This is a genomic window from Isosphaeraceae bacterium EP7, assembly GCA_038400315.1.
In the GTDB taxonomy this organism is placed as follows: domain Bacteria; phylum Planctomycetota; class Planctomycetia; order Isosphaerales; family Isosphaeraceae; genus EP7.
The window spans coordinates 6,299,309-6,320,909 of sequence record CP151667.1 but is presented as its reverse complement, the minus strand read 5'-3'; the positions used below and the strand labels follow the sequence as shown (position 1 = coordinate 6,320,909).

General features: G+C 68.3%; 18 protein-coding genes. 10 read left to right on the top strand and 8 right to left on the bottom strand.

The window, feature by feature from the left end; genetic code table 11:
* Positions 1-33 precede the first annotated feature (33 nt).
* Complete coding sequence (ruvB, locus tag EP7_RS24960; RefSeq protein ID WP_463524946.1) at positions 34-1,134, top strand: Holliday junction branch migration DNA helicase RuvB; 1,101 nt, start codon at positions 34-36, stop codon at positions 1,132-1,134.
* A gap of 11 nt (positions 1,135-1,145) precedes the next feature.
* On the opposite strand, the gene EP7_RS24955 is transcribed toward ruvB, so the two are convergent.
* The 5 genes from EP7_RS24955 to EP7_RS24935 form a co-directional block, all read right to left on the bottom strand.
* Complete coding sequence (locus EP7_RS24955) at positions 1,146-2,156, bottom strand: L-threonylcarbamoyladenylate synthase (RefSeq protein WP_463524944.1); 1,011 nt, start codon at positions 2,154-2,156, stop codon at positions 1,146-1,148.
* Between the two features lie 18 nt (positions 2,157-2,174).
* A complete protein-coding gene (locus EP7_RS24950; protein WP_463524943.1) occupies positions 2,175-3,341 on the bottom strand; it encodes a homospermidine biosynthesis protein in 1,167 nt (388 codons plus the stop codon).
* Between the two features lie 188 nt (positions 3,342-3,529).
* The gene (locus tag EP7_RS24945; RefSeq protein ID WP_463524942.1) at positions 3,530-3,823 is read right to left on the bottom strand and encodes a type II toxin-antitoxin system RelE/ParE family toxin; all 294 of its coding nucleotides are present in this window, start codon (positions 3,821-3,823) and stop codon (positions 3,530-3,532) included.
* Positions 3,820-4,050: an addiction module protein gene (locus EP7_RS24940; protein ID WP_463524941.1), complete on the bottom strand. Its 231-nt coding sequence runs from the start codon at positions 4,048-4,050 to the stop codon at positions 3,820-3,822. Before EP7_RS24940 ends, EP7_RS24945 begins: the two co-directional genes overlap by 4 nt.
* Positions 4,051-4,188: 138 nt before the next feature.
* Complete coding sequence (locus tag EP7_RS24935; RefSeq protein ID WP_463524940.1) at positions 4,189-4,734, bottom strand: pyruvoyl-dependent arginine decarboxylase; 546 nt, start codon at positions 4,732-4,734, stop codon at positions 4,189-4,191.
* Positions 4,735-5,018: 284 nt separating this feature from the next.
* Between EP7_RS24935 and EP7_RS24930 the strand changes: the two genes are divergently transcribed.
* From EP7_RS24930 to EP7_RS24900, 7 genes are all read left to right on the top strand, one after another.
* On the top strand, positions 5,019-5,747 hold the full coding sequence (locus EP7_RS24930) for a hypothetical protein (RefSeq protein ID WP_463524939.1): 729 nt from the start codon (positions 5,019-5,021) through the stop codon (positions 5,745-5,747).
* A 152-nt stretch (positions 5,748-5,899) separates the two neighbouring features.
* Entirely contained in the window at positions 5,900-6,853 is a 954-nt protein-coding gene (locus EP7_RS24925) for a UTP--glucose-1-phosphate uridylyltransferase (RefSeq protein WP_463524938.1), read from the top strand.
* Between the two features lie 74 nt (positions 6,854-6,927).
* Positions 6,928-10,287, top strand: a complete 3,360-nt coding sequence (locus EP7_RS24920) for a UTP--glucose-1-phosphate uridylyltransferase (protein WP_463524937.1) — start codon at positions 6,928-6,930, stop codon at positions 10,285-10,287.
* 29 nt (positions 10,288-10,316) lie between these two features.
* Entirely contained in the window at positions 10,317-11,282 is a 966-nt protein-coding gene (locus EP7_RS24915; protein ID WP_463524936.1) for an SDR family oxidoreductase, read from the top strand.
* Positions 11,279-12,601, top strand: coding sequence for a nucleotide sugar dehydrogenase (locus EP7_RS24910; RefSeq protein ID WP_463524935.1), 1,323 nt, complete (start codon positions 11,279-11,281; stop codon positions 12,599-12,601). The genes EP7_RS24915 and EP7_RS24910 overlap by 4 nt, the downstream gene beginning before the upstream one ends.
* Before the next feature lie 61 nt (positions 12,602-12,662).
* A complete protein-coding gene (locus EP7_RS24905) occupies positions 12,663-14,483 on the top strand; it encodes a sulfatase-like hydrolase/transferase (protein WP_463524933.1) in 1,821 nt (606 codons plus the stop codon).
* A 5-nt stretch (positions 14,484-14,488) separates the two neighbouring features.
* On the top strand, positions 14,489-15,226 hold the full coding sequence (locus EP7_RS24900) for a hypothetical protein (RefSeq protein WP_463524931.1): 738 nt from the start codon (positions 14,489-14,491) through the stop codon (positions 15,224-15,226).
* A gap of 6 nt (positions 15,227-15,232) precedes the next feature.
* Here EP7_RS24900 and EP7_RS24895 read toward each other — a convergent pair whose 3' ends face one another.
* The 3 genes from EP7_RS24895 to EP7_RS24885 form a co-directional block, all read right to left on the bottom strand.
* Entirely contained in the window at positions 15,233-15,586 is a 354-nt protein-coding gene (locus EP7_RS24895; protein WP_463524929.1) for a hypothetical protein, read from the bottom strand.
* A 46-nt stretch (positions 15,587-15,632) separates the two neighbouring features.
* Positions 15,633-16,745 (bottom strand): acyl-CoA dehydrogenase, encoded by a 1,113-nt coding sequence (locus tag EP7_RS24890; RefSeq protein WP_463524928.1) that lies wholly within the window; start codon positions 16,743-16,745, stop codon positions 15,633-15,635.
* 63 nt (positions 16,746-16,808) lie between these two features.
* Positions 16,809-17,306, bottom strand: a complete 498-nt coding sequence (locus tag EP7_RS24885; protein ID WP_463524927.1) for an acetolactate synthase — start codon at positions 17,304-17,306, stop codon at positions 16,809-16,811.
* A gap of 467 nt (positions 17,307-17,773) precedes the next feature.
* On the opposite strand from EP7_RS24885, the gene EP7_RS24880 reads away from it, so the two are divergent.
* Together EP7_RS24880 and EP7_RS24875 are read left to right on the top strand one after the other, a co-directional pair.
* Positions 17,774-19,396 carry a hypothetical protein gene (locus tag EP7_RS24880; protein ID WP_463524926.1) on the top strand — a complete coding sequence of 541 codons (1,623 nt, stop codon included), beginning with the start codon at positions 17,774-17,776 and terminating at the stop codon, positions 19,394-19,396.
* Between the two features lie 513 nt (positions 19,397-19,909).
* On the top strand, positions 19,910-21,517 hold the full coding sequence (locus tag EP7_RS24875; protein ID WP_463524924.1) for a hypothetical protein: 1,608 nt from the start codon (positions 19,910-19,912) through the stop codon (positions 21,515-21,517).
* The last annotated feature ends 84 nt before the right edge of the window (positions 21,518-21,601 follow it).

Below are 21,601 nucleotides of genomic sequence, written 5' to 3'. Positions count from 1 at the left end.
AATGATCCGACCGCAAATAGGGAGGGTGACCGGATGAGAGAGCCCACGATCATCGGCGGCGGCAGGCGTGACGACGACGAGCCCAAGCGGCGCGAGCCCCAGCCGGAATCCGAGCAAGGGCCGCAGGCCGATCAGGGGGACGAAAAGCTGAGGCCGCAGAGCCTCGCCGAGGTCGTCGGCCAGCGCGCCGTGGCCGAGCGACTGGCGATCGCGCTGTCCGCCTCGCGCAAGCGCAACGAGCCCCTGCCGCACATCCTCTTCGACGGCCCCCCGGGTCTGGGCAAGACCACCTTCGCCACGGTCTTGCACAGGGAGCTGGGCGTCGAGCTGAACATGACGAGCGGCCCGGCGCTCGACAAGAAGATGGACGTGATGCCCTACCTCACCAACGCGGCCGAGGGCTCCATCCTCTTCATCGACGAGATCCATCGCCTCCCCAAGACAGTCGAGGAGTTCATCTACCCGGTGATGGAAGACTTCCGGGTCGACGTCGTCCTGGGCGAAGGGATGGCCGCCCGGACGATCAACCTACCGCTGAAGAAGTTCACGATCATCGGCGCCACCACCCGCAGCGGAGCCCTTTCCGGGCCGCTCCGCGACCGCTTCCACATGCACGAGCATCTGGAATTCTACGACCCGCCCGACCTGGCCAAGATCGTCGCGATCAACGCATCCAAGCTCCGCACGACGATCACCGAGGATGCCGCCTGGGAACTCGCCCGCCGCAGCCGAGGCACCCCGCGCCTGGCCAACGCCCGCCTGCGCTGGGTGCGTGACTATGCCACGGCTCGCGCCGACGGCCACATCACCCTGGCCCTGGCGCACGACGCCCTCGACATGCAGGAAATCGACGCTGAGGGGATGGACCGTCAGGACCGCCGCTACCTGGAGACCCTCATCGGCGTCTTCAAAGGGGGGCCCACCGGGGTCGACGCCATCGCCGCCACGATGAACCTGGCCGTCGACACCCTCTCCGACGAGGTCGAGCCCTACCTCCTCCGCCGCGAATACATCATCCGGACCCCCCGCGGCCGACGAGCCACCGCCGCCGCCTATCGCCATCTCAACCTTCCCGAGCCCCTCGTCATCGAGCCCGACCTGAGCGTCTTCGACCAGCGCCGGATGTTCGATTGATTCCGACCGGGTCACCGAGGGCCGGTCGCGCGGCGGAGTCGGTCGCGGATCGCCCTCCACTCGGGCAGGTCGGGGGGCGGGACGATCACGATCCGCGATAGGCCAAGCTCGTCCCAGGCGTGTAGCGTCGCATACAGCTCGCGGGCAGCCTGCTCGGGAGTTTCCAGGGAGAGGATCGTCCCCGATCCGCGTTCAACCGTCCGACCGATGACGAGGAGCCCGACCCCAGCCTCCTGTTCTGCCCGGGCGACGCCCTCATCGAGACGTTCGACCCAGTCGGCCGGCGTCCTCGGCGCGTAATGGACCGCGAGCTGTCCCGGGCTTGCCAGCCCGTACGGGCCTGAAGCCGGAGCATGCACGGTCGATTCGAAGACCGGTCGGCCCAGGATCGCGGCGATCTCGGCCGAGGAAACCTGGCCAGGTCGGAGCACGACCGGGGTGACGCCCGAGAGGTCCAGGACCGTGGATTCGAGCCCGACTTCGGCCGGTCCGCTGTCCAGGATCATGGCAATTCGCCCGTCCAGGTCTTTGCGGACGTGCTCGGCCAAGGTGGGCGAGACGCCGTTCGATCGATTCGCGCTGGGGGCGGCGATCGGCCTACCTGCGGCCCTGATCAGGGCACGGGCGACCTCGGGTCTGGGGATGCGGATGCCGACGGTCGACCGTCCGGCGGTCACGATCGGCGGGATGTTCGCCGAGGCGGGCAGGACGAGCGTGAGCGGTCCCGGCCAGAAGGCCTCGGCCAGGGTCTGGGCGTCGTCGGGCCAGGCCGAGACGCAGGCCCGGGCCCCGTCCACGTCGGCGGCGTGCACGATCAGGGGGTTGGTCGCCGGTCGACCTTTGGCGGCGAAGATCCGGGCGACGGCGTCGGGGTCGAGTGCGTCGGCCCCCAGGCCGTAAACCGTCTCGGTGGCGAAGGCGACGAGTTCGCCCCGCCTCAGGGCCCGCGCCGCCTCGTCGATCGCGGACGCCTGCGGGGCGTCGCGATCGACGGTGATCAGGCGGGTTTCGGCGGGGTCCACGGGTCTCTTCCCGCCGGCTCAGGCCGGGTTTGCGGGCCGCTTGCGGGCCTCGATGCTCGGGCCGTCGCCCTGATGGTGACGCTTCAGATACTCCGAACGGAGAGCCTCGTAGATCACCTCGCGGCGGTCGTACAGTCGCTTCAAGGGCCTCGGCTCGTGACGGGCCAGGGCATAGGCGGTCAGCAAGGGCAGCGCGATGGTGGTGTCGGTGTAGCAGGTCACGCTATCGGGCAGACGCTCGGGGTCGACCTTGCCCCAGGTCATGGCCTCGCTGGCAGTTGCGCCCGAGAGACCGCCGGTATCCGGCCTCGCGTCGGTGACTTGCAGGAAGTAGTCGTGACCGCTCTCGTCCAGGCCCAGGACTTCCTGAATCTGCGGTTCGGTCTGGAGGATGAAGTTCTTGGGACTGCCGCCGCCCAGGATCAGGACGGCCGAGGCCCCGCCCCCCTTCTTGGCGTCGTACACGATCGCGGCCGTCTCGTTCACGTCCCGCAAGGTGTCGATTTGCAGGGCGCTTCCCTGGAGGCTGAGCGCGGCCAGGTTCATGCCGATCGAGCTGTCGCCGGGGCTCGACGTATAAATCGGCACCCCAGCCTCGTAGGCCGCGGCCAGCAGGCTATTGGCGGGCCGACCCAGCTTGACGGAACGCTCGTGGAGATAGGCCCCCACCAGGTTGTGGAACTCGGCCGTCCCCATGCTCTTGGCGAACGGCTCGCTCTCGATCAGGGTCCGGTAGAACGCATCCGTGTCGAGCAGCGTCTTGTAGTCGAAGACGATGTCGTAGATCCGGATGATGTCGTGCTCACGCAGCTTGAAGTCGTCGAGGTTCGGGCCGCTCTGGTGGAGCGGCAGGTCGAGAGCGTAATGCGTATCGTGATAAAGGTTTGCGCCTGTTGAGACGATCCAGTCGACGAATCCGGCGCGGATCAAGGGGATCAGGCAGCTCATCCCCAGCCCGGCGGGGGTCAGGGCGCCCGAGAGCGTCAGGCCGACGGTGCAGTCGGGCTGGAGCATCTTGCGGGTGAAGACCTGGCAGACCTCGCGGAGCCGCCCGGCGTTGTAGCTCAGGAAGGCGCCGTCGATCAGGTCGGCCGCGGCCACATCGCCGGTCACGGCCGGGGGGGCGATCCGATGCTTGCTGACCTTGTGCAGCGCGGGGGAAGCTTCGCCTTCGGGCGTCGTCATGACGGTGTCACTTTCGAATCAAGAAGATCCCGCGATGGCGTCGGGACTCGGTCATGGGCGAGAGAAGAGATCCGTATCCGACCAGAGCAACCTGGAGTCGGAAGGCCGAAGAGGATTGCCCACGATTCAATGCGGCGATCCGTCCTGGCGAACCTCTGAATCGATCGCGGGGCGATCCTTCGGTCTGATCACGCCCGGTCTTTCCAGTTCTTCGGATCGCGGCTGCTGTGGTGAATCGCGAGCACTTCGACCCGGTCTTCAAGGATCCGATAGAAGACGTGGTAGGGAAACCGTTCGACCCGAGCGCGACGGATGCCCGCGAAGATGGGGGCATGCAACTCGGGCATTCGCCCGATTCGATCCAAGGTCTCGTTCACGCGATCGAGGAACGCCTCGCCCAGCCCTGCTTCACGCTCATACCAGTCGACCCCGGCCTTGAATTCCAGGGCGGCCGGAGGGCCGAGGATGACAGGCAGATTCACGGCCTGAGTCGCTTCAGGGTCTCGGCCCTGATGACTTCCCAGGGGATGCCAGCGTCCGGGTTACTGTCCATCTCGTCGATCCGGAGAAGCAATTCCGCCTTCCACGCGTCGGATAGCTCCGAGTCTTCTCGCTCGCCGGGGGTCCGGCGCCAGATCTCATCGGCCAGCCGTAGGCGTTCGTCGACGGGCCAGGTCTCGACCTCTTCGAGGATCGATTGGTAATCCATGCATCACCTACCCGTCCGGTTGGAGGGCCGCGGCATTGATGATGATCGACGGCGGTTATGCGAGCATCCGACCAGGAGCCAGGTCGGAGCCCCGATCAATGGGCCCGATCCTGGTCCCCGGTTGGTGAGTTCCGTGCCTCAGGGCAGCAGGATGGCGGCGGCGACGACGGTGGTCCAGTGTCCGTCCTTGTGGCCGACGGCGGTCTGGGTGACTTCCTTCGTCTTGTAGATGACGTCGGCGATGCGCCAGATCTCGCGCTTCTCGTCCCACGAGCCGTCGGGATCGAACTCGACGCCCAGGACGGTCGCGAGCATCTCGGCGGCGAGGTCTTCGGCGTAGTCGGCGGCGGCCTTGGCCGTCTGGCCGTAGGCGTGGTGCTCCGACAGGTAGCCGAACGTCGACCGGTCGCGGGGGATGGCCACGCCGACGCTGGCGGCGATCAGCCGATTGGGCTCGGCGGTGGCCGCCTCGCTCATGACGACGTGGACGATCTGGCCCGGCATCAGCTGGGCGACGCCCTCATCAATTCCGGTCTCTTCGCAGAGGGGCGGGAAGATGCTGGAGACGCGGACCAGGTTATAGCAGGCGATCTTCGCGTCGCGCAGGGCCATCTCGAAGCTCGTCAGCTTCTCGCGATGCGTGCCCACGCCCTTGGTGAAGAAGAGTTGTTTCGGTACGTACATCGTGGTCCTGGAACCCTCCCCTGAAGGGCAACGACCCGGCGTCGTTCGCCCCCATCGTCGCACCTCACCCGCAGCATCGCCCCTCGGTCATCCTTCGGGGCGAGTCATGGGCCTACGCCCCGGCGCCTTCAGGCTAAGATATTCGGCCCCCGCCTTCAAGGGTTGGAATCTCCGCGTTCCGGGAAGATTGTAGGGAGGAAACGCGCAAATTTTACGACTATCTCTAAAGGGGGATGTCGACTGTTGCGCCCCCCGAGCCGCGAGACGCACCGCGAGAGACACCGATGAACCCCGAGAATCCGGCCGAAGGGCCCGCCGATGAAGGCGTCCTCCTGACCATGGCCGACGCCCCGGCCGTCGCCTGGCTCCTCTCCATCCGCCCGCGCGAGATGAGCCCGCCCCCCCCGGGATCGCCCGACACCGCGGACGAATCGCCGGCCGACGTGGGGCACGTCGGTTCGCCCAATCTCCGGGAAATGGCAGACTTTACGCCAAGAACCTCTGTCAGCTCGGCCCCCGCGACTCCGGAATTTTTGCGCGACCCGACCCGGTGGGCCACCCCCTCGGCGGGGCTCGACTTGCCCGCGCCCTCGCGGCAGGCTGCGGCGACGCAGGCCTTCGACTCCCTCGGCCGCGACGGCAGGCCTGTCGACTTCGAGGTCAGGCCCGACGACCTGCCCAACTGGCCGATGCCCGGGCCGGTCGCCGACTTGGCCCCCGCCCCGAGGCCTGAGGCCCGGCCCGTGCCCGCCTGGCGAGACCAGATCGATCGGTCGGCTCCCGCCAATCGGGACACACAGTCGGTCGAACGGCCGGGGCCAAGCGGCCCGGTCGTCCGCCAGGGTCTCTTGCCGACCTCGCAGGAGCCGCCCTTCATCGTCGATCGTTCCCGCTCCGAGCCTCTCGGGCGCTCGACGACGCCCGAGAGGCTGAGGGCCGGCCGCGAGGAGGGGTCGATGCGCGAGAGCCTGCCGTCGCCCCTCGGCATGCGGCGACGCGAACCGCTGGGCTGAGGCGCGCGGCCATCCCCCCTCGCCGGCGGGTGGTCGGCTTGCGAGTGGGGGAACGCTTGCGTTACCCTCTGCACGTCGAGGGGGATGGAGACCCCGCGCCGGGGGGCCCGGGCGGGCCCGACCGTGCCGACGCAGCGGGTGGGGAAGTTTGCATGCAGATCACCAAGGCGGTCATCACCGCGGCGGGCCGCGGCGGCCGGCAGTATCCCACTTCGGACACCGTCCAGAAGGCGATGCTGCCGCTGGTCGACCGCGACGGCCGGACCAAGCCGACGCTCCAGATCATCGCCGAGGAGGCCCTGGCCAGCGGGATCGAGGAGCTCTGCGTCGTCACCGCGCCCGGCGACGAGGAGCGCTACCGCCGCCACTTCCAGTCGTATGCCACCGGCCTGCTCTCCGACGACCCGGCCGACGGCGACGGGGCCGAGCAGTCGAGGATCATGGCCGAGTTGGGCCGCCGGCTCCGGTTCGCCGTGCAGCCCGAGCCCGAGGGCTACGGCCACGCCGTCTGGTGCGCCCGCGACTTCATCGGCGATGAGCCCTTCCTGCTGCTGCTGGGCGACCACGTCTACGTCTCGCATGAAGACCGCAGCTGCGCCCGCCAGTTGCTGGACCTGGCCGCCGCGGAAGGCTGCTCGGTCTCGGCCGTGCAGGCCACCCGCGAGCACCGGATCAACCAGTTCGGCACGCTTTCCGGCCGCAGGCTTTCGGAGCGGCACGACGTCTACCAGATCGACGAGATCATCGAGAAGCCCACGCTCACGCAGGCCGAGCTGAAGCTGCACGTCCCGGGCCTCCGCGTCGGCCACTACCTCTGCTTCTTCGGCATGCACGTCCTGACGCCCGCGACCATTGACCTCCTGGGCGACCTGGTCGGCCGCGGCCGCCGCGAGGGGGTCCAGATTCAGCTGACCACCGCGCTGAACGAGCTGGCCTCTCGCGAGCGTTACCTGGCCCTGGAGACGCGCGGGTCGCGGTACAACCTGGGGGTCAAGTACGGCACCGTCGAGGCCCAGATCGCCCTGTCGCTGGCCGGGGTCGACCGCGAGCCGTTCCTCGCCGGCCTCCTCGAGTCGGTGATCCGCATCGACCAGGCCGCCACCTGACCGGCCGGGCCCTCGACGAAATGAACCCAACCCGGCGCCAAGGGGCCGGACGAACCCATCCCGAGGAACGCAACGTGGCGGCGAGTGCCCCAGGCCCGATCCCCCTCGTCGAGACGATCTGCGCCGTCGACCCCGCAGCGCGAGACCGGCCGCTGCGCGACCTGATCGCGGGCCGAGGCGTCGACGAGATCCTGCTCGCCTGCGAGGACCTGGAGGCGTTCCGCCGAGGCTCGGCGAACCTCTATCATCGGGTCCGGGCCTCGATGTTCCTGCACGCGCTCTACCGCTACGCCATCCAGGAGGCCCCGGGGGTCGACCCCGCCGGCACCATCCCGCTCGACGGGATCAAAGACCTGCTCGACCGCCGGTTCGAGGGCGCGATCGCCTCGTTCCGCTCCGCCTCGCGGGCCCAGGGCATGAACGGCACGCTCGCCAGCGCCCTGGCCCAGGCGTATGAGCAGGTGACCTATCAGACGCTGGCCGACCAGGTCCGCAAGTCGGTCCGCGGTAGCCGGGGCAACCGCTGGATGTTCCGCGTCGGCGTGGCCGAGGAGCACACCATCCGCGTCCGCCGGCCGCTGCTGGCCCGCGACCCCGACACCGGCCTGTTCCCGATCCTGGTCGAGCGCACCCCCGTGCGCATGGACCTCTCCCACAGCGCCTGGTCCGACATCTTCTTCCTCGGGATGGACTACCCCGAGGGCGCGCGCGTCCTGAACATCTCCGTCGACCTGGGCGTCCACGGCCGTGATCCGCACCCGTCCCCGCCCATCGAGACCCGCCTGCGCGTTATCGCCGAGCCGGTGCTGAGGCTCACCAGCATCGACCTCAACGCATGCAAGGACGTGTCGACGCTGGAGGAGCTGTTCAACTTCGGCAATGACTATCTCGGGCTGGTCAAGGCCGGCGTCATCGCCTCGGGCCTCATCCCGTCGTCGCTGGAGGGGACCTCGGCGCGGCTGGGCGACCTGCTCGGCCGGATCGTCCGCCCGGGCTATGGCCTGGAAATCGTCAGCATGGTCCGCGACATCCCCAAGGGGTCGCGCCTGGCCGTCTCGACGAACCTGCTCGCCTCGCTGATCAGCCTTTTGATGCGTGCCACCGGACAGGCGAAGAACCTCGGCGGCCCGCTCGAACCGGCCGAGGCCCCCGTCGTCGTCTCGCGGGCCATCCTCGGCGAGTGGCTCGGTGGCTCGGGCGGCGGCTGGCAAGACTCGGGCGGGATCTTCCCCGGCGTCAAGGTCATCAAGGGGGTGGTCACCGACGAGCACGACCCCGAGGCCGGCGTCAGCCGGGGCCGGCTCCTCCCCGCGCATGAATTGCTCGACGACGGCGGGCCCTCCTCGGTCGGATTCCACAAGGCCCTGGCCGAGAGCCTCGTGCTGGTCCACGGCGGGATGGCCCAGAATGTCGGGCCGATCCTCAACATGGTCACGGAGAAGTACCTCCTGCGCAGCGAGGACGAGTGGAAGGCCCGTGCCGAGGCGCTCGACATCTTCGAGCAGATCGTCGCCGCAGTCCGCTCCGCCGACGTCAAGGCGCTGGGCGCCCTGACGACCAGGAACTGGGACGGCCCGCTCAAGAAGATCATCCCCTGGGTCAGCAGCCAGTTCACCGAGGCCATCATCGCCGAGGCCAGGGCCGAGCTAGGCGACGACTTCTGGGGCTTCCTGATGCTCGGCGGCATGTCCGGCGGCGGCATGGGCTTCTTCGTGAATCCGGCCCGCCGGGACGACTTCCGGGGCCGGATCGCCGAGATCATGCGCCGGACCAAGGCGAGGCTCGACGACGCGCTGCCGTTCGCCATGGAGCCGGTCGTTTATGACTTCAGGATCAACCCGGCCGGCACCAGCGCCGAGCTGATGTCGGGACCGCAGGCGATGATGCCGCCCCGATATTACGCCCTGCAAGTCCCCAGGATGGTCGCCGAGAAGCAGGCCGCCGACCCCCTGCGGATGGCCGACGTCGACCACTTCGCCAACCAGAGCGGCGATGTCGGCGAGTTGCTCAGGGTCTTCCGCACGACCGTCAACGCTCTCTTCCCCGTCGTCCGCACGGCCGGCGACGCGCCGGGCGACTGGGACCGCCAGGCCGAGGCCATCCGCCGCGAGAACGGGTTCGACCACACCCAGCACGCGCAACTCCGCGACGACCTGCAGCGCGGCAGGATCGGCCTCTCGCGCAACCGGCTCCCCGTCAACACCGACATCGAGGACGCGGCCGACTCCGACCTCGTCGACGCCCGGGGCCCGGCTCCCGCATCGACCCGACGACTGGGTGAGGCCGCCCTTCGCGAGGGCAGGGTCGCCGTCGTCTCGCTCGCCGCCGGAGTCGGCAGCCGCTGGACCACCGGCGCAGGGGTCGTCAAGGCCATCAACCCGTTCGTCGACCTCGAAGGGCGGCACCGCAACTTCCTGGAGCTGCACCTGGCCAAGACGCTCAAGCTCTCCAGGGAATACGCCGCGACCATCCCGCACGTCGTCACCACCAGCTACCTCACCCACGGCGCCATCGCCCGCCACCTGGAGCACACCGGCCGGTATGGCCACGTCGGGCCGGTCATCCTCTCGCCCGGCCAGTCGATCGGCCAGCGGCTGGTGCCGATGACCCGCGACCTGACGTTCCTCTGGGAAGAGTCGTCGCACGAGACCCTCGACGAGAACAAGCAGAAGGTGCGCGAGGCCGGCCGCCGCGCCATCCTCGACTGGGCCCGCTCCAAGGGCGAAGGGTCCGACTACGTCGATAACGTCCCGATCCAGCGGTTCAACCCCCCGGGGCACTTCTACGAGGTGCCCAACATGCTGCGCAACGGGGTCCTGGCCGGCCTCCTGGCGAAGCAGCCCGGCCTCACCTGGCTGATGGTCCACAACATCGACACCCTGGGCGCACGCCCCGACCCCGACACACTCGGCCGGGTGATCGAGGCGGGCGCCGCGCTCGCCTTCGAGGTCATCCCCAAGCGCATCGAGGACCGGGGCGGCGGCCTCGCACGCGTCGACGGCCGCCTGCGGCTGCTCGAGGGCCTGGCGCAGCCGCGCGAGGAGACCGAGTTCAAGTTGAAATATTACAACACGCTCACAAGTTGGGTGAACGTCGACGCCCTCCTCGGCGCCTTCGGCCTGACCCGCGACGACCTCGCGTCCGACCCCGCCAAGGTCGCCCAGGCCGTCAGGACGCTCGCCTCGCGACTCCCCACCTATGTGACGATCAAGGACGTGAAGCGGCGATGGGGACACGGCCAGGAGGACGTCTTCCCCGTCGTCCAGTTCGAGAAGCTCTGGGGCGACCTCACCTCGCTGCCCGACATCCACTCCGCCTTCCTCGCCGTCGACCGCCGCCGCGGCCAGCAATTAAAGGACACCGCGCAGCTCGACGGCTGGGCGAACGACGGCAGTCGCGAGTATATTCGTTCGCTGTGCGACTTCGGATCATGATGTAAGGCGCGGAGACGAGAAATCACCCCATGAGCGATTCAGCGGCGGACACAGTCCTCGTCACCGGAGGCGCCGGATTCATCGGCAGCCACCTCGTCACCGCGCTCGTCGAGGCCGGCCGCACAGTCCGGGTCATCGACAACCTCTCCACCGGCCACCGCATCAACCTCATCGCGCTGCGGGGGAAGTACGAGCTGATCGAGGCCGACCTGGCCAACTTCGACGCCTGCCGCAGGGCCGTCGAGGGGGTGAGCACCGTCTTCCACCTCGCGGCGATCCCCAGCGTCCCGCTGTCGATGCTGGAACCGCTGAGGTCATTCACCAGCGGGCCGCTCGCCACCCAGAACCTGCTGGAAGCCTCACGCCTCGCCGGCGTCCGCCGCGTCGTCTTCTCCGCCTCGTCGAGCGCCTACGGCGAGACCGAGGAGCTGCCCAAGCACGAGGCCATGATGCCCAGGCCACTCAGCCCATACGCCGTGGGGAAGGTGACCGGCGAGTACCTGGTGAGGGTCTACGCGCAGTCGATGGGCCTGGACGGCGTGAGCCTCCGCTACTTCAACATCTTCGGCCCCCGCCAGGACCCCAGCAGCCCCTACAGCGGCGTGATCTCCCTGTTCGCCAAGGCCATCATGCACGGGGTCAGGCCCACGATCTACGGCGACGGACAGCAGACGCGAGACTTCACCTACGTGGCCAACGCCGTGAAGGCCAACCTCCTGGCCATGGAGGCACCCGGGCCCCTCGGCGGCGAGGTCTACAACGTCGGCACCGGCCGCCAGATTAGCCTCGTCGACCTCATCAACGCGATCAATCACCTGCTCCACACCGACATCCAGCCCATCTTCGCCCCCCCGCGAGCCGGCGACGTCCGCCACTCGCTCGCCTCGCTCGACCGCGCCCGAGCCGGCCTCGGCTATGAGCCTTCGATCGACTTCGAGGCCGGCCTGAAGCGCACCGTCAACTGGTTCCGGTCCGCCGGGGAGGTCATCTCATGAACGGCATCGAAACCCTGCTCGCGGCCATCGAGGGCCGCACGGCACGCGTCGCGGTCATCGGCCTCGGTTACGTCGGTCTCCCGCTTGTCGAGCTGTTCGCCCGGTCGGGCTTCCGCGTGCTCGGCTTCGACATCGACGAGACCAAGGTCAGCTCCCTGCGCGCCGGCCGCAGCTACATCGGCCACATCGGCTCCGAACGCGTCGCGGCGCTCAACGCCGAAGGGCGGTTCGAGGCCACCTCCGACTTCGCCCGGCTCGTCGAGGCCGACGCCATCCTCATCTGCGTCCCCACCCCCCTGGGAGAGCACCGCGAGCCCGACCTGGGGGCCGTCATCGGCACCGGCCGCGCCATCGGCAAGTACCTGCGCCCGAATCAGCTCGTCGTGCTGGAGAGCACCACCTACCCGGGCACCACCCGCGACATCCTCCGCCCCGAGCTTGAGGTGGGTGGCCTCGCCGCGGGCGTCGACTACTTCCTCGCCTACAGCCCCGAGCGCGAGGACCCGGGCAACGCCGAGCACTCCGCCGGCAAGATCCCCAAGGTCGTCGGCGGCTTCGATCCCGGCAGCGCCCGCGTGGCTCTGGCCCTGTACGGCGCCGTCGTGCCCAGCGTCGTCCCGGTCGTCAGCTGCGAGGTGGCCGAGGCCTGCAAGATCCTCGAGAACACCTATCGGGCCGTGAACATCGCCCTGGTCAATGAGCTGAAGGTCGTCTTCAAGGCGATGGGCATCGACATCTGGGCCGTCATCGACGCCGCCAGGACCAAGCCGTTCGGCTTCCAGGCGTTCTATCCGGGCCCCGGCCTGGGCGGCCACTGCATCCCCATCGACCCCTTCTACCTCGCCTGGGTGGCCCGCCTGTACGGCCAAAACACCCGCTTCATCGAGCTGGCCGGCGAGATCAACACGTCGATGCCCGCCTACGTCATCGACGCCGTGGCCGCCGCCCTGAACGACCGCCGCAAGCCGGTCAATGGCAGCAAGATCCTCGTCCTGGGCGCCGCCTACAAGAAGGACGTCGACGACCCGCGCGAGAGCCCCGCGTTCGAGCTGATGGAGCGCCTCCAGGACCGGGGGGCCGACGTCTCCTACAACGACCCCCACGTCCCCAGGCTCCCCGCCATGCGCAAGCATTCGATCCGCCTGGAGAGCCAGGACCTCACCCCTGCGTTCCTCGCCGATCAGGACTGCGTCCTCATCTGCACCGACCACTCCGCCTACGACTGGGACTTCATCGTCGAGCACGCCCCCCTCGTCGTCGACACCCGCAACGCCACCCGCGACGTGACCCGGAACCGCGACCGGATCGTCGGGGCCTGAGCGGAAACCCTCGGCCGAGAACCTGGCCGAACACCCGGATGTCTTGAACCGAGGGATTTCGATGTCCAATGTCCGCCCGACCCTGGCCGCCTTGATGCTGCTCTTCGCGCCCATCGCGGCCAGCGGACGCACCCCGGCCGCCGACCCCCGACCCAACGTCGTCCTCATCGTCGCCGATGACCTCGGCTGGGCCGACCTGGGTTGCTACGGCAGCACCTTCCACAAGACCCCCAACCTCGACCGCCTGGCCGCATCGGGCCGGCGATTCACGCAGGCCTACGCCGCCAGCCCGGTCTGCTCGCCCACCCGCGCGGCCCTCCTCACCGGCAAGCACCCGGCAAGGCTCGGCCTGACCGACTGGCTCCCCGGTCGAGGCAACCGTCCCGACCAGAAACGCCTGTCTGCGCCCCTGCCCCCCGGCCTGCCGCTCGAAGAAACCACCCTGGCCGAGCGTTTCCAGGCTGCCGGCTACGCGACCGCACTCATCGGCAAGTGGCACCTGGGAGGCCCCGGCCTGGAGCCGACCCGTCAGGGCTTCGACCTGAACATCGCCGGCGACGCCACCGGCTCACCCCTCAGCTATGTCGCCCCGTTCACCAGGAACGGCCGGACCATGCCCGGGCTTGCCGAGGCCCCCGCCGGCCAGTACCTCACCGACCGACTGGCCATCGAGGCCGAACGCTTCATCGAGGCCCACAAGTCGGCCCCCTTCTTCCTGTACCTTCCCCACTACGCCGTCCACACGCCGATGAACGCCAAGGCCGACCTCGTCGCGAAATATCCCCCCTGGGACGGCATCCCGCGCGGCAAGCAGCAGAATCCGACCTACGCGGCGATGCTCGAATCCGTCGACGACGCCGTCGGCCGGGTCACGGCCACGCTCGACCGCCTGAACCTGTCCGACAACACCATCCTCGTCTTCACCAGCGACAACGGCGGCCTCGCCACCCGCGAAGGCCCCCTCACCCCGGCCACCAACAATTCCCCGTTCCGCGAAGGCAAGGGTTGGCTCTACGAAGGTGGCCTGCGAGTCCCCCTCATCATCCGCCAACCCGGCCGCATCGCCCCCGGAACTGACCCCACGCCCACCTGGGCCGCCGACCTCGTCCCGACCCTCCTTGCCCTCTCCCATCTGCCCGACCCCGGCCCCCTCGACGGCCAGAACCTCGCCCCGCTCCTCACCGACAACACGCCCGTCGCCCCGCGCGCCCTCCACTGGCACTATCCCCATTACAGCAACCAGGGGGGCCGCCCCGGCGCCGCGATCCGCGAAGGCGACTGGAAGCTGATCCAGTCCGAGCACGACGGCCGCACCGAGCTCTTCAACCTGGCCAAAGACCCCTCCGAGAACGTCAACCTCGCCCTTGACAACCCCGACAAGGTCCGCGCCCTCACCGATCAACTCATCGCCTGGAAAGAATCCGTCGGAGCCAGATCCACCACCCCCAACCCCGCCCACGTCCCCAACCCGCAGGCCCCCGACGGATCCATCACCCTGCACGCGTCCACCGCCGAGGTTCACGGCCGGATGCTCCGCTTCGAGCCCCTCCCCCACAAGGAAACCCTGGGCTACTGGGTCAAGCCCGACGACTGGGCCCACTGGGACTTCACCGTAGACCGCCCCGGCACCTTCGACGTCCTGGGCCTCATCGGCTGCGGCGAGAACTGCGGAGGAAGCCTCGTCGAATTCCGCCTCGACGCCCAAACCCTCCCCCTGACCGTCCCCGTCACCGGAGGCTTCCAGAACTTCAAACCCATGCCCCTGGGCCAGTTCACCATCACCAACCCCGGCCGCCACCGAATTGAACTCCGAGCCCTCTCCAAGCCCGGCCCCGCCGTCATGGACATTCGCCAGCTCAAGCTCACACCGGCGAAGCTTTGAGCAAAGTGAGCGGGACGGATCGCGTGCGCCGAGGTTGCCTCGGTTGTTTTGTTCTCATTCTCGCGATGATTCTCGTGGTCTTTATTGGTGTGGGACGGCCAGAGACCTGCTGGAATCGCATCAAAGCCGTGCAGATCTTCGAAGGTCCAGAGTCCGTGATCCTCTTCGTCGAGGTTGACCAGGTGACCGAGCGACCGGGATTGGTCAGGTCGCCCGGCACGGTATATGACCAACTCCGATTGTTCCGCTTCGAGGTTACCGCTGACGGGAAGGTCAAACAACGACTCCTCGAATTCGAGCAGGGCGAATCCTTCGAACTTTGGAATCGTGGGCCCGTGACCCGACTTTCCGATGGATTCTATCTGTTCAAACGATCCTTGCGTCTGAGTAAAATTGGCGAGGATCGAATCGAGCGACTCTCCGAGAAGGATTCTGCGGCGATCGTTCGAGGCCTCCCGGCACAAATCCAGTCTTTCAATTTCAACTCCGACGTCTTCGATCGGGTCTCGAAAGCGAACGGATGGACACGCCTCATCGTCTACGACCAGCGTTTCAAGTTGTCTGCCGAGCTTGCTGTGTCTGCCGTCCACAAGATGAGCCTGAAGATTGTGCTGACGGATCCATCGCGGGACAAGAATCCATCACAGGAGATCCGGGCGGAGTCGCTCGACCGCTCCTCCCCTTGGTCCGTGAGACTTCTCCGGCAGGACAACCGGAGATGGTGGGTTTACAGCGGCCGATGAGCTGAATCAGCCCTCGGCCTGTCCATAAGTCAATCGGACACCCGGGTGGACGTTCACCCCGATCTGGCCGAAGTCCACCGTCAGAGCCTGTCGGAGTCGCATCGCGCGGCGGATATGATCGCCAATCCCCTCGGAAAGTTCCCCGAAACCAAGGTGGCACCCCGGCTCTCCGCAACAGAACGGCGAGCCGGCGGGTAGGAAGTGCAGTGTCGCCCGGACCTTGAGCCGGTCGAGCGGTCGACCAATCGCCTCGACCTCATCGCTACAGAACCAGAGGCCGGGGCGAGGGAGGTTGCACGTGTCGGCGACTGCCAATTCGACGAGTCGCTTGAACTCATGCTGGGAACGCTTTTCGGGCATTTTGAGTCGTGGCGTCCGGCCATAGGTCTGGGGCGGGAATAGGGAATCAAACCGGGCACAACCCCGCCATATCTCGCATCGAGGCCCGCGCCACGGGGCTGGGGCAGGACCAGACGAGGAAGAAGAGGGCCTGGCGGGCCCAGCGCTGGGCGGGCTCTCCCCGGACGAAGCCGGAGCCCTTGGCGGCGGTGAGGTAGGACTGGGTTAATCTGAGGACGAGGTCGTTGCCCAGGCCACGGATTGCCTGCGGGGCGGGGGCCCCGGGCTCGCTGTTGGCCAGGGACATTAGGTCGTCCCAGCGTGCGATCCATTCGGCGGAAAGGGCCTCGGCGGGCTCGGTCAGGTCTTCGCGGTGCTCGGCCTCGGCTCGGAAGGCGAGGAGGGCGGCTCGGGCCAGGCCCAGGGCCAGGGCGGTGGTTTCCAGGCCACCGGTTCCCGCGAGGCCGGGGATCGCCATCACGTCGTTGGAGGGGCCGATCAAGACTTCGCCCAGCTCGACTCGGGCGTTCTCGCAGCGTACCTCGGCCGTGCGCGAGGCTCCCAGTGCGGCCAGTGGGAAGGCGGGCTTGACGATGACTCCGGGGCGGTCGCGGGGCAGGGCGGTCAGCAACTGGCGACCGTCTTCCAGCACCCCGCCGGTGATGAAGATGTCGGCGCGTTCGGCCGCGGTGACCCAGGGCATGATCCCGTCGAGGACGTAGCCGCCATCGGCCTCGGTGACGCGCATGGCCTGGGTGCCGTGGCGCCTGGAGGTGGTGAGCTGGGAGATTCCCACGGTGCCGAACGACTCGCCACGGGCGATCCGCGCCAGCCATTCGCGGGCCACCGGGTTCTCGTCGGCCACCACCGCAAGCCGGCGCACCGCCGCGTCGTGCTGCGAGAGGATGAACGCCGCCGTCAGGCTGCCTTGCGCCACCGCGGCGTTGCGGCCCACCAGCGTGGGTCGGTCGCAGCCCTCGCCGCCCAGTTCGGCAGGCAGAGACCAGAGGGTCGCACGCTCGTCGAGCAGGATTTGCCAGAGTTCCGACGGCCAGGCGTCGGTCTCGTCGGTCGCGGCGTCGGCCCCGGCCAGGCGGCCGATCAGGGCGGCCAGGCGGGTGCGTTCGGAAGGGGAGTCAGCGTAGGGGGCGGCCAGGTCATCTGCGTCGGGGTGCGTCATGGACGCTATTTTATGGCCGCCGGGCCAAATGCCAAGCGGCCAGCCGCCCACAATGCCGCGGGGTCACTCGCGGGCCGACAGGTCGACCTCGCTGAGGATCTCGAACCCCTTGTTATGCAGGGTCGTCCCGGCCACCTCGATGTTGTCCACGTGCAGCGCCACCGCCGGCCGGCCGTGCGGCTGGATGATCAAGGGGTAGGCGTAATGCAGGTTCAGCTCGGCCTGGAGCAGCGCCATGCAGAGCTCGACCAGGGGCTGGGGGCCGTTGAACAGCTCGACGACCAGCAGCTCGTTCTCGGCGAAGGGGAGCTTGTTCTGTTCGAGGATCTCACGCCCTTGCTCGGGATGGCTGAGCATCAGGCGGACGACGCAGCAGTCGGCCGAGTCGGAAATCGAGAGGCCGACGATGCGCACCTTCGACCCCTGGAACGACCGGACGACCTCCAGCAATTGCCCCACGCGGTTCTCCAGGAAGACGGAGAACTGCGTGATCGACGGCCAGTTACGCGGCTGCATCGTCGCAAAGCCGACCTCGATCCCCTCGCCCTCGCCGAAACTCATGGACAAACCCCCATCTGCGGCCGGCCCCCCGCTCGATGCAGCAGTCCAGCCGGCCCCTTCCCCATCCCCGATGCCCCCTAGATTAAGAGAGCGACACCCCCTGGTCAATGGTCGGATCGCCCCCCCGGTCGGATCGGCCTGGTAAAGCCCTCCAGCGATCTCAGCCCGCACAACCCGACCGGGCACGCGGGGAGTCCGAGATTTTCGCCACGCTCGCATCGAATACCCGGCGCGGACGGAACGTCGACTAGTTGAACGCGTCGTGCCCGGGTCGAAAACCCGTGAGATCGACGGCCCGTTTCAGCCCCCCGCCCACGAGGCGCGGTATGTTTACCCGTTAGACTCGTCCTTCCCCCGGCCCTCAAACCCGGGCGATCGTCCTCCCTCGAACGACTCCGGCTGGGCGCCAATCCGCCCCCGATTGGCGCGAGTTTCACCGGCTCGGTATGACAGGAAAGGTGCTTAACATGGCCTCGCGATTCTCGACGCTCTCCATGCTCGCCGCCGGCCTGCTCGCCGCAGGCACGGCTTCGGCCGCCGACAAACCGACGAAGGCCGGCGTCCCGGTCAAGGCCGACGAGGCCCCCAGCGTCAGCCTCCTGGACGCGCTTCGCGCGGGCGACATCGGCGTCGACGCCGAGAGCGCCGGCAACGGCAAGATGACCCTGCACGTGACCAATCGCTCCAAGCGCCCGCTGAACATCGTCCTTCCCCCCGGCCTCGTCGCCAGCGGTGCCACCGGCCAGATGGGCGGCGGCATGGGCGGGATGGGCGGTGGTATGGGTGGCATGGGCGGCGGCATGGGTGGCATGGGCGGCGGCATGGGCGGTGGTATGGGTGGCATGGGCGGCGGCATGGGTGGCGGCGGTATGGGCGGGATGGGCGGCGGCATGGGTGGCGGCGGCCAGATGGGCGGCGGCGTTGTCCCCGCCATGATGGGCATGCGCATCCTCTCCAGCCTCGTCATGAGCCTCACCGGCGAGACCGACACCTGGGACTTCACCTCGTTCCAGCGTGGTATGGGTGGCATGGGCGGTATGGGTGGCATGGGCGGCGGGATGGGTGGCGGAATGGGCGGCGGGATGGGTGGCGGAATGGGCGGTGGGATGGGCGGCGGGATGCGGTCGGTGCCGGCGACGGGCCTGCCGTTCGCCACGCTGAATTCCGGCCAGACCCGCCATCTGCCGATCCAGCTGACGAGCCTGAACAACCCCGAGCAGTCCAACGGCCCGCTGGTGCCGCCCAAGGGAGAGAAGCTGCGGATCGGCGACATCGGCGAGCTGACGCAGAATCCTCGCGTGCAGAAGGCGCTGAAGAAGCTGGCCGCCGACAAGGCGCCGCAGGCCGTCTCGCAGATGGTGATGTGGAACGTGGCCTCGGGGCTCGACTGGGACGCGATCTCGCGCCTGGCCCAGCCCTGGGCCAACGCCCACGAGCTCTCCCTGGCCCGCACCTTCGTCGAGACCCTCGACTCGGCCCCCGCCGCTGACAAGGCCGTCGAGAGCGGCGTCCTGATGGTGGAAATCACCGACAAAGCGGGTCGAGCCAAGCTGGCCGAGGCCTACAAGGCCTGGCTCAAGGACAAGCTCGTCCTGGGCCTGAAGGCCGAGCTCGGCGTTCCCGAAGCCCCGAACGGCCCGGCCGTGGCCTGCAAGGTGACCCTCACCGACGAAGGGGCCACGGTGACCGTTGGTGTCAGCGACGGCCCCGGCGAGCGCTGGCTGCCCGCCGGCAAGTTCACCCTGCCGCTGGACAAGGCGGCCAAGCCCGAGGCCCAGCTCGAATCCCTCTCCTCGGGTGTCTCCGAGGGTGTCCTCGGCCGCCTGGTCCGCGCCCAGCTGACGAAGGGCCCGAAGGTCAAGGGCAAGGATACCTACCGGGTGAAGGTCGAAAATTACTCCCCGCTGATCCTCAACGGGGTGGCCCTCATCGGCCCCTCGCCCAGGGAGGATGAGCAGCCGAAGGCCCTGGCCGGGATGGCGCTTCCTCCCCGCCGGAGCTTCTCGTTCTCGGCGACCGGCGAGATCGTGGAGAAGTTGGGCCTGAAGAAGGGGATCAAGGTCTACGCCGCCGACCTCAGCGCCCTCTGAGGCCCTGCCGGCACGAGCTTCGAAGTCAGAACCGACGCCGCCCCGGGACGATCAGGTCCCGGGGCGGCGTCTTCGCGTTGGCGGGGGCAAAACGGGGTCATCGAGTGAGCCGCCGGACCTGAGATCCGGGAGAATCCCCCGTCAATCGCCCGTATTCGCGCAACGGGTCGGTCCATCCGGTCGGCCGTCTCCCGATGAGGCACCCGGAGCGAGACTTCCGTCTTTAGGGTCTTTGACTGCCGGGCGGCAATTGTTTCGAGTGCATTCCACACTTGTGGTAATCTCCGATTGAATAATGACCATCGGGCGTGAGTCACTATTGATATGGCGTGAGACTCAGAAGTACTCAACCCTCCGGAAGGTCGAGACCGGGTCGACCGACATTTGCCTGCATTAGCGCAACCCAGCTTCCCCCCAATTTCCCCCCCAAAATCCCCCCCAAATTTCGACGGCAAAAGCAGAGGCGCCGTCTTCCGATCGAACGCGACTCTCCTGACAGAAAGCCTGGTTACCATGGCAATCGCACTGTGCATGCTGATTCTGCTCGCCGGCAGCCTCCTCGCTTCGGGGACGGTCACTGCCGCAGATCTCGAGAATAGATCCAAGGACACCCCCTCCAGGGTCGAAGACGTCCCCCGTGTCGACCTGCTTGAGGGTCTCCGATCGGGCCAGGTCGGCGTCGACGCCGAGAGCGCCGGCGACGGCAAGATGACCCTGCACGTGACCAACCGGACCCGGCGTCCGCTGAACATCGTCCTTCCCTCGGGCCTCGTCGCTAGCGGCGCCACCGGCCAGATGGGCGGGATGGGCGGAGGCATGGGCGGCGGCGGGATGGGCGGCGGTGGCATGGGCGGCGGCGGGATGGGCGGCGGTGGCATGGGCGGCGGCGGGATGGGCGGCGGTGGCATGGGTGGCGGCGGGATGGGCGGCGGCCAGCGAGGCGGTTCGGGCGGCGGCGTTGTCCCCGCCATGATGGGCATGCGCATCATGTCCAGCCTCATCATGAGCCTCACCGGCGAGACCGACACCTGGGACTTCACCTCGTTCCAGCGCGGCATGGGTGGCATGGGCGGAATGGGCGGCGGCATGGGCGGTGGGATGGGCGGCGGGATGGGCGGCGGGATGGGCGGCGGCGGCATGGGCGGCGGGATGCGGTCGGTGCCGGCGACGGGCCTGCCGTTCGCCACGCTCAACTCCGGCCAGACCCGCCATCTGCCGATCCAGCTGACGAGCCTGAACAACCCCGAGCAGTCCAACGGCCCGCTGGTGCCGCCCAAGGGAGAGAAGCTGCGGATCGGCGACATCGGCGAGCTGACGCAGAATCCTCGCGTGCAGAAGGCGCTGAAGAGGCTGGCCGCCGACAAGGCGCCGCAGGCCGTCTCGCAGATGGTGATGTGGAACGTGGCCTCGGGCCTCGACTGGGACGCGATCTCGCGCCTGGCCCAGCCCTGGGCCAACGCCCACGAGCTCTCCCTGGCCCGCACCTTCGTCGAGACCCTTGACTCGGCCCCCGCCGCCGATCAAACGGTGGAAAGCGGTGTCTTGATGGTCGAGGTCATCGTCAAGGGCGACCGCGCCAAGCTGGCCGAGGCCTACAAGGCCTGGCTCAAGGACAAGCTGGTCCTGGGCCTGAAAACCGAGCTCGGCGTGCCCGAGTCGCCGACCGGCCCGGCCGTGGCCTGCAAGGTGATGCTCACCGACGAGGGGGCCACCGTGACGGTGGGGGTCAGCGACGGACCGGCCGAGCATTGGCTGGCCGCCGGCAAGTTCACCCTGCCGCTGGAGAAGTCGGCCAAGGCCGAGGCGCAGCTCGAAGCCCTCGCCTCGGGGGTCTCCGAGGGCGTGCTGGGCCGCCTGGTGCGGGCTCAGCTCACGAAGGGGCCGAAGGTCAAGGGGAAGGACACCTACCGGGTGAAGGTGGAGAACTATTCCCCGCTGATCCTCAATGGCGTGGCCTTGATCGGCCCTTCGCCGAAGGCGGATGAGCAGCCGAAGGCGCTGGCGGGGATGGCGCTTCCTCCCCGCCGGAGCTTCTCGTTCTCGGCGACCGGCGAGATCGTGGAGAAGTTGGGCCTGAAGAAGGGGATCAAGGTCTACGCCGCCGACCTCAGCGCACTCTGAGCTTGATGCGACTCAAGTCTTGAATCCAGAACCGACGTCGCCCCCGGCCCATCTCGGCCCGGGGGCGGCGTCGTTCTCATCGAG

What these genes read in the sequence shown, in the direction of transcription:
- ruvB (WP_463524946.1), top strand. Translation starts at nt 34, where the DNA reads ATGAGAGAGCCCACGATCATCGGCGGCGGCAGGCGTGACGACGACGAG.
- EP7_RS24950 (WP_463524943.1), bottom strand. Translation starts at nt 3,341, where the DNA reads ATGACGACGCCCGAAGGCGAAGCTTCCCCCGCGCTGCACAAGGTCAGC.
- EP7_RS24940 (WP_463524941.1), bottom strand. Translation starts at nt 4,050, where the DNA reads ATGGATTACCAATCGATCCTCGAAGAGGTCGAGACCTGGCCCGTCGAC.
- EP7_RS24935 (WP_463524940.1), bottom strand. Translation starts at nt 4,734, where the DNA reads ATGTACGTACCGAAACAACTCTTCTTCACCAAGGGCGTGGGCACGCAT.
- EP7_RS24930 (WP_463524939.1), top strand. Translation starts at nt 5,019, where the DNA reads ATGAACCCCGAGAATCCGGCCGAAGGGCCCGCCGATGAAGGCGTCCTC.
- EP7_RS24925 (WP_463524938.1), top strand. Translation starts at nt 5,900, where the DNA reads ATGCAGATCACCAAGGCGGTCATCACCGCGGCGGGCCGCGGCGGCCGG.
- EP7_RS24915 (WP_463524936.1), top strand. Translation starts at nt 10,317, where the DNA reads ATGAGCGATTCAGCGGCGGACACAGTCCTCGTCACCGGAGGCGCCGGA.
- EP7_RS24910 (WP_463524935.1), top strand. Translation starts at nt 11,279, where the DNA reads ATGAACGGCATCGAAACCCTGCTCGCGGCCATCGAGGGCCGCACGGCA.
- EP7_RS24905 (WP_463524933.1), top strand. Translation starts at nt 12,663, where the DNA reads ATGTCCAATGTCCGCCCGACCCTGGCCGCCTTGATGCTGCTCTTCGCG.
- EP7_RS24895 (WP_463524929.1), bottom strand. Translation starts at nt 15,586, where the DNA reads ATGCCCGAAAAGCGTTCCCAGCATGAGTTCAAGCGACTCGTCGAATTG.
- EP7_RS24890 (WP_463524928.1), bottom strand. Translation starts at nt 16,745, where the DNA reads ATGACGCACCCCGACGCAGATGACCTGGCCGCCCCCTACGCTGACTCC.
- EP7_RS24885 (WP_463524927.1), bottom strand. Translation starts at nt 17,306, where the DNA reads ATGAGTTTCGGCGAGGGCGAGGGGATCGAGGTCGGCTTTGCGACGATG.
- EP7_RS24880 (WP_463524926.1), top strand. Translation starts at nt 17,774, where the DNA reads ATGGCCTCGCGATTCTCGACGCTCTCCATGCTCGCCGCCGGCCTGCTC.
- EP7_RS24875 (WP_463524924.1), top strand. Translation starts at nt 19,910, where the DNA reads ATGGCAATCGCACTGTGCATGCTGATTCTGCTCGCCGGCAGCCTCCTC.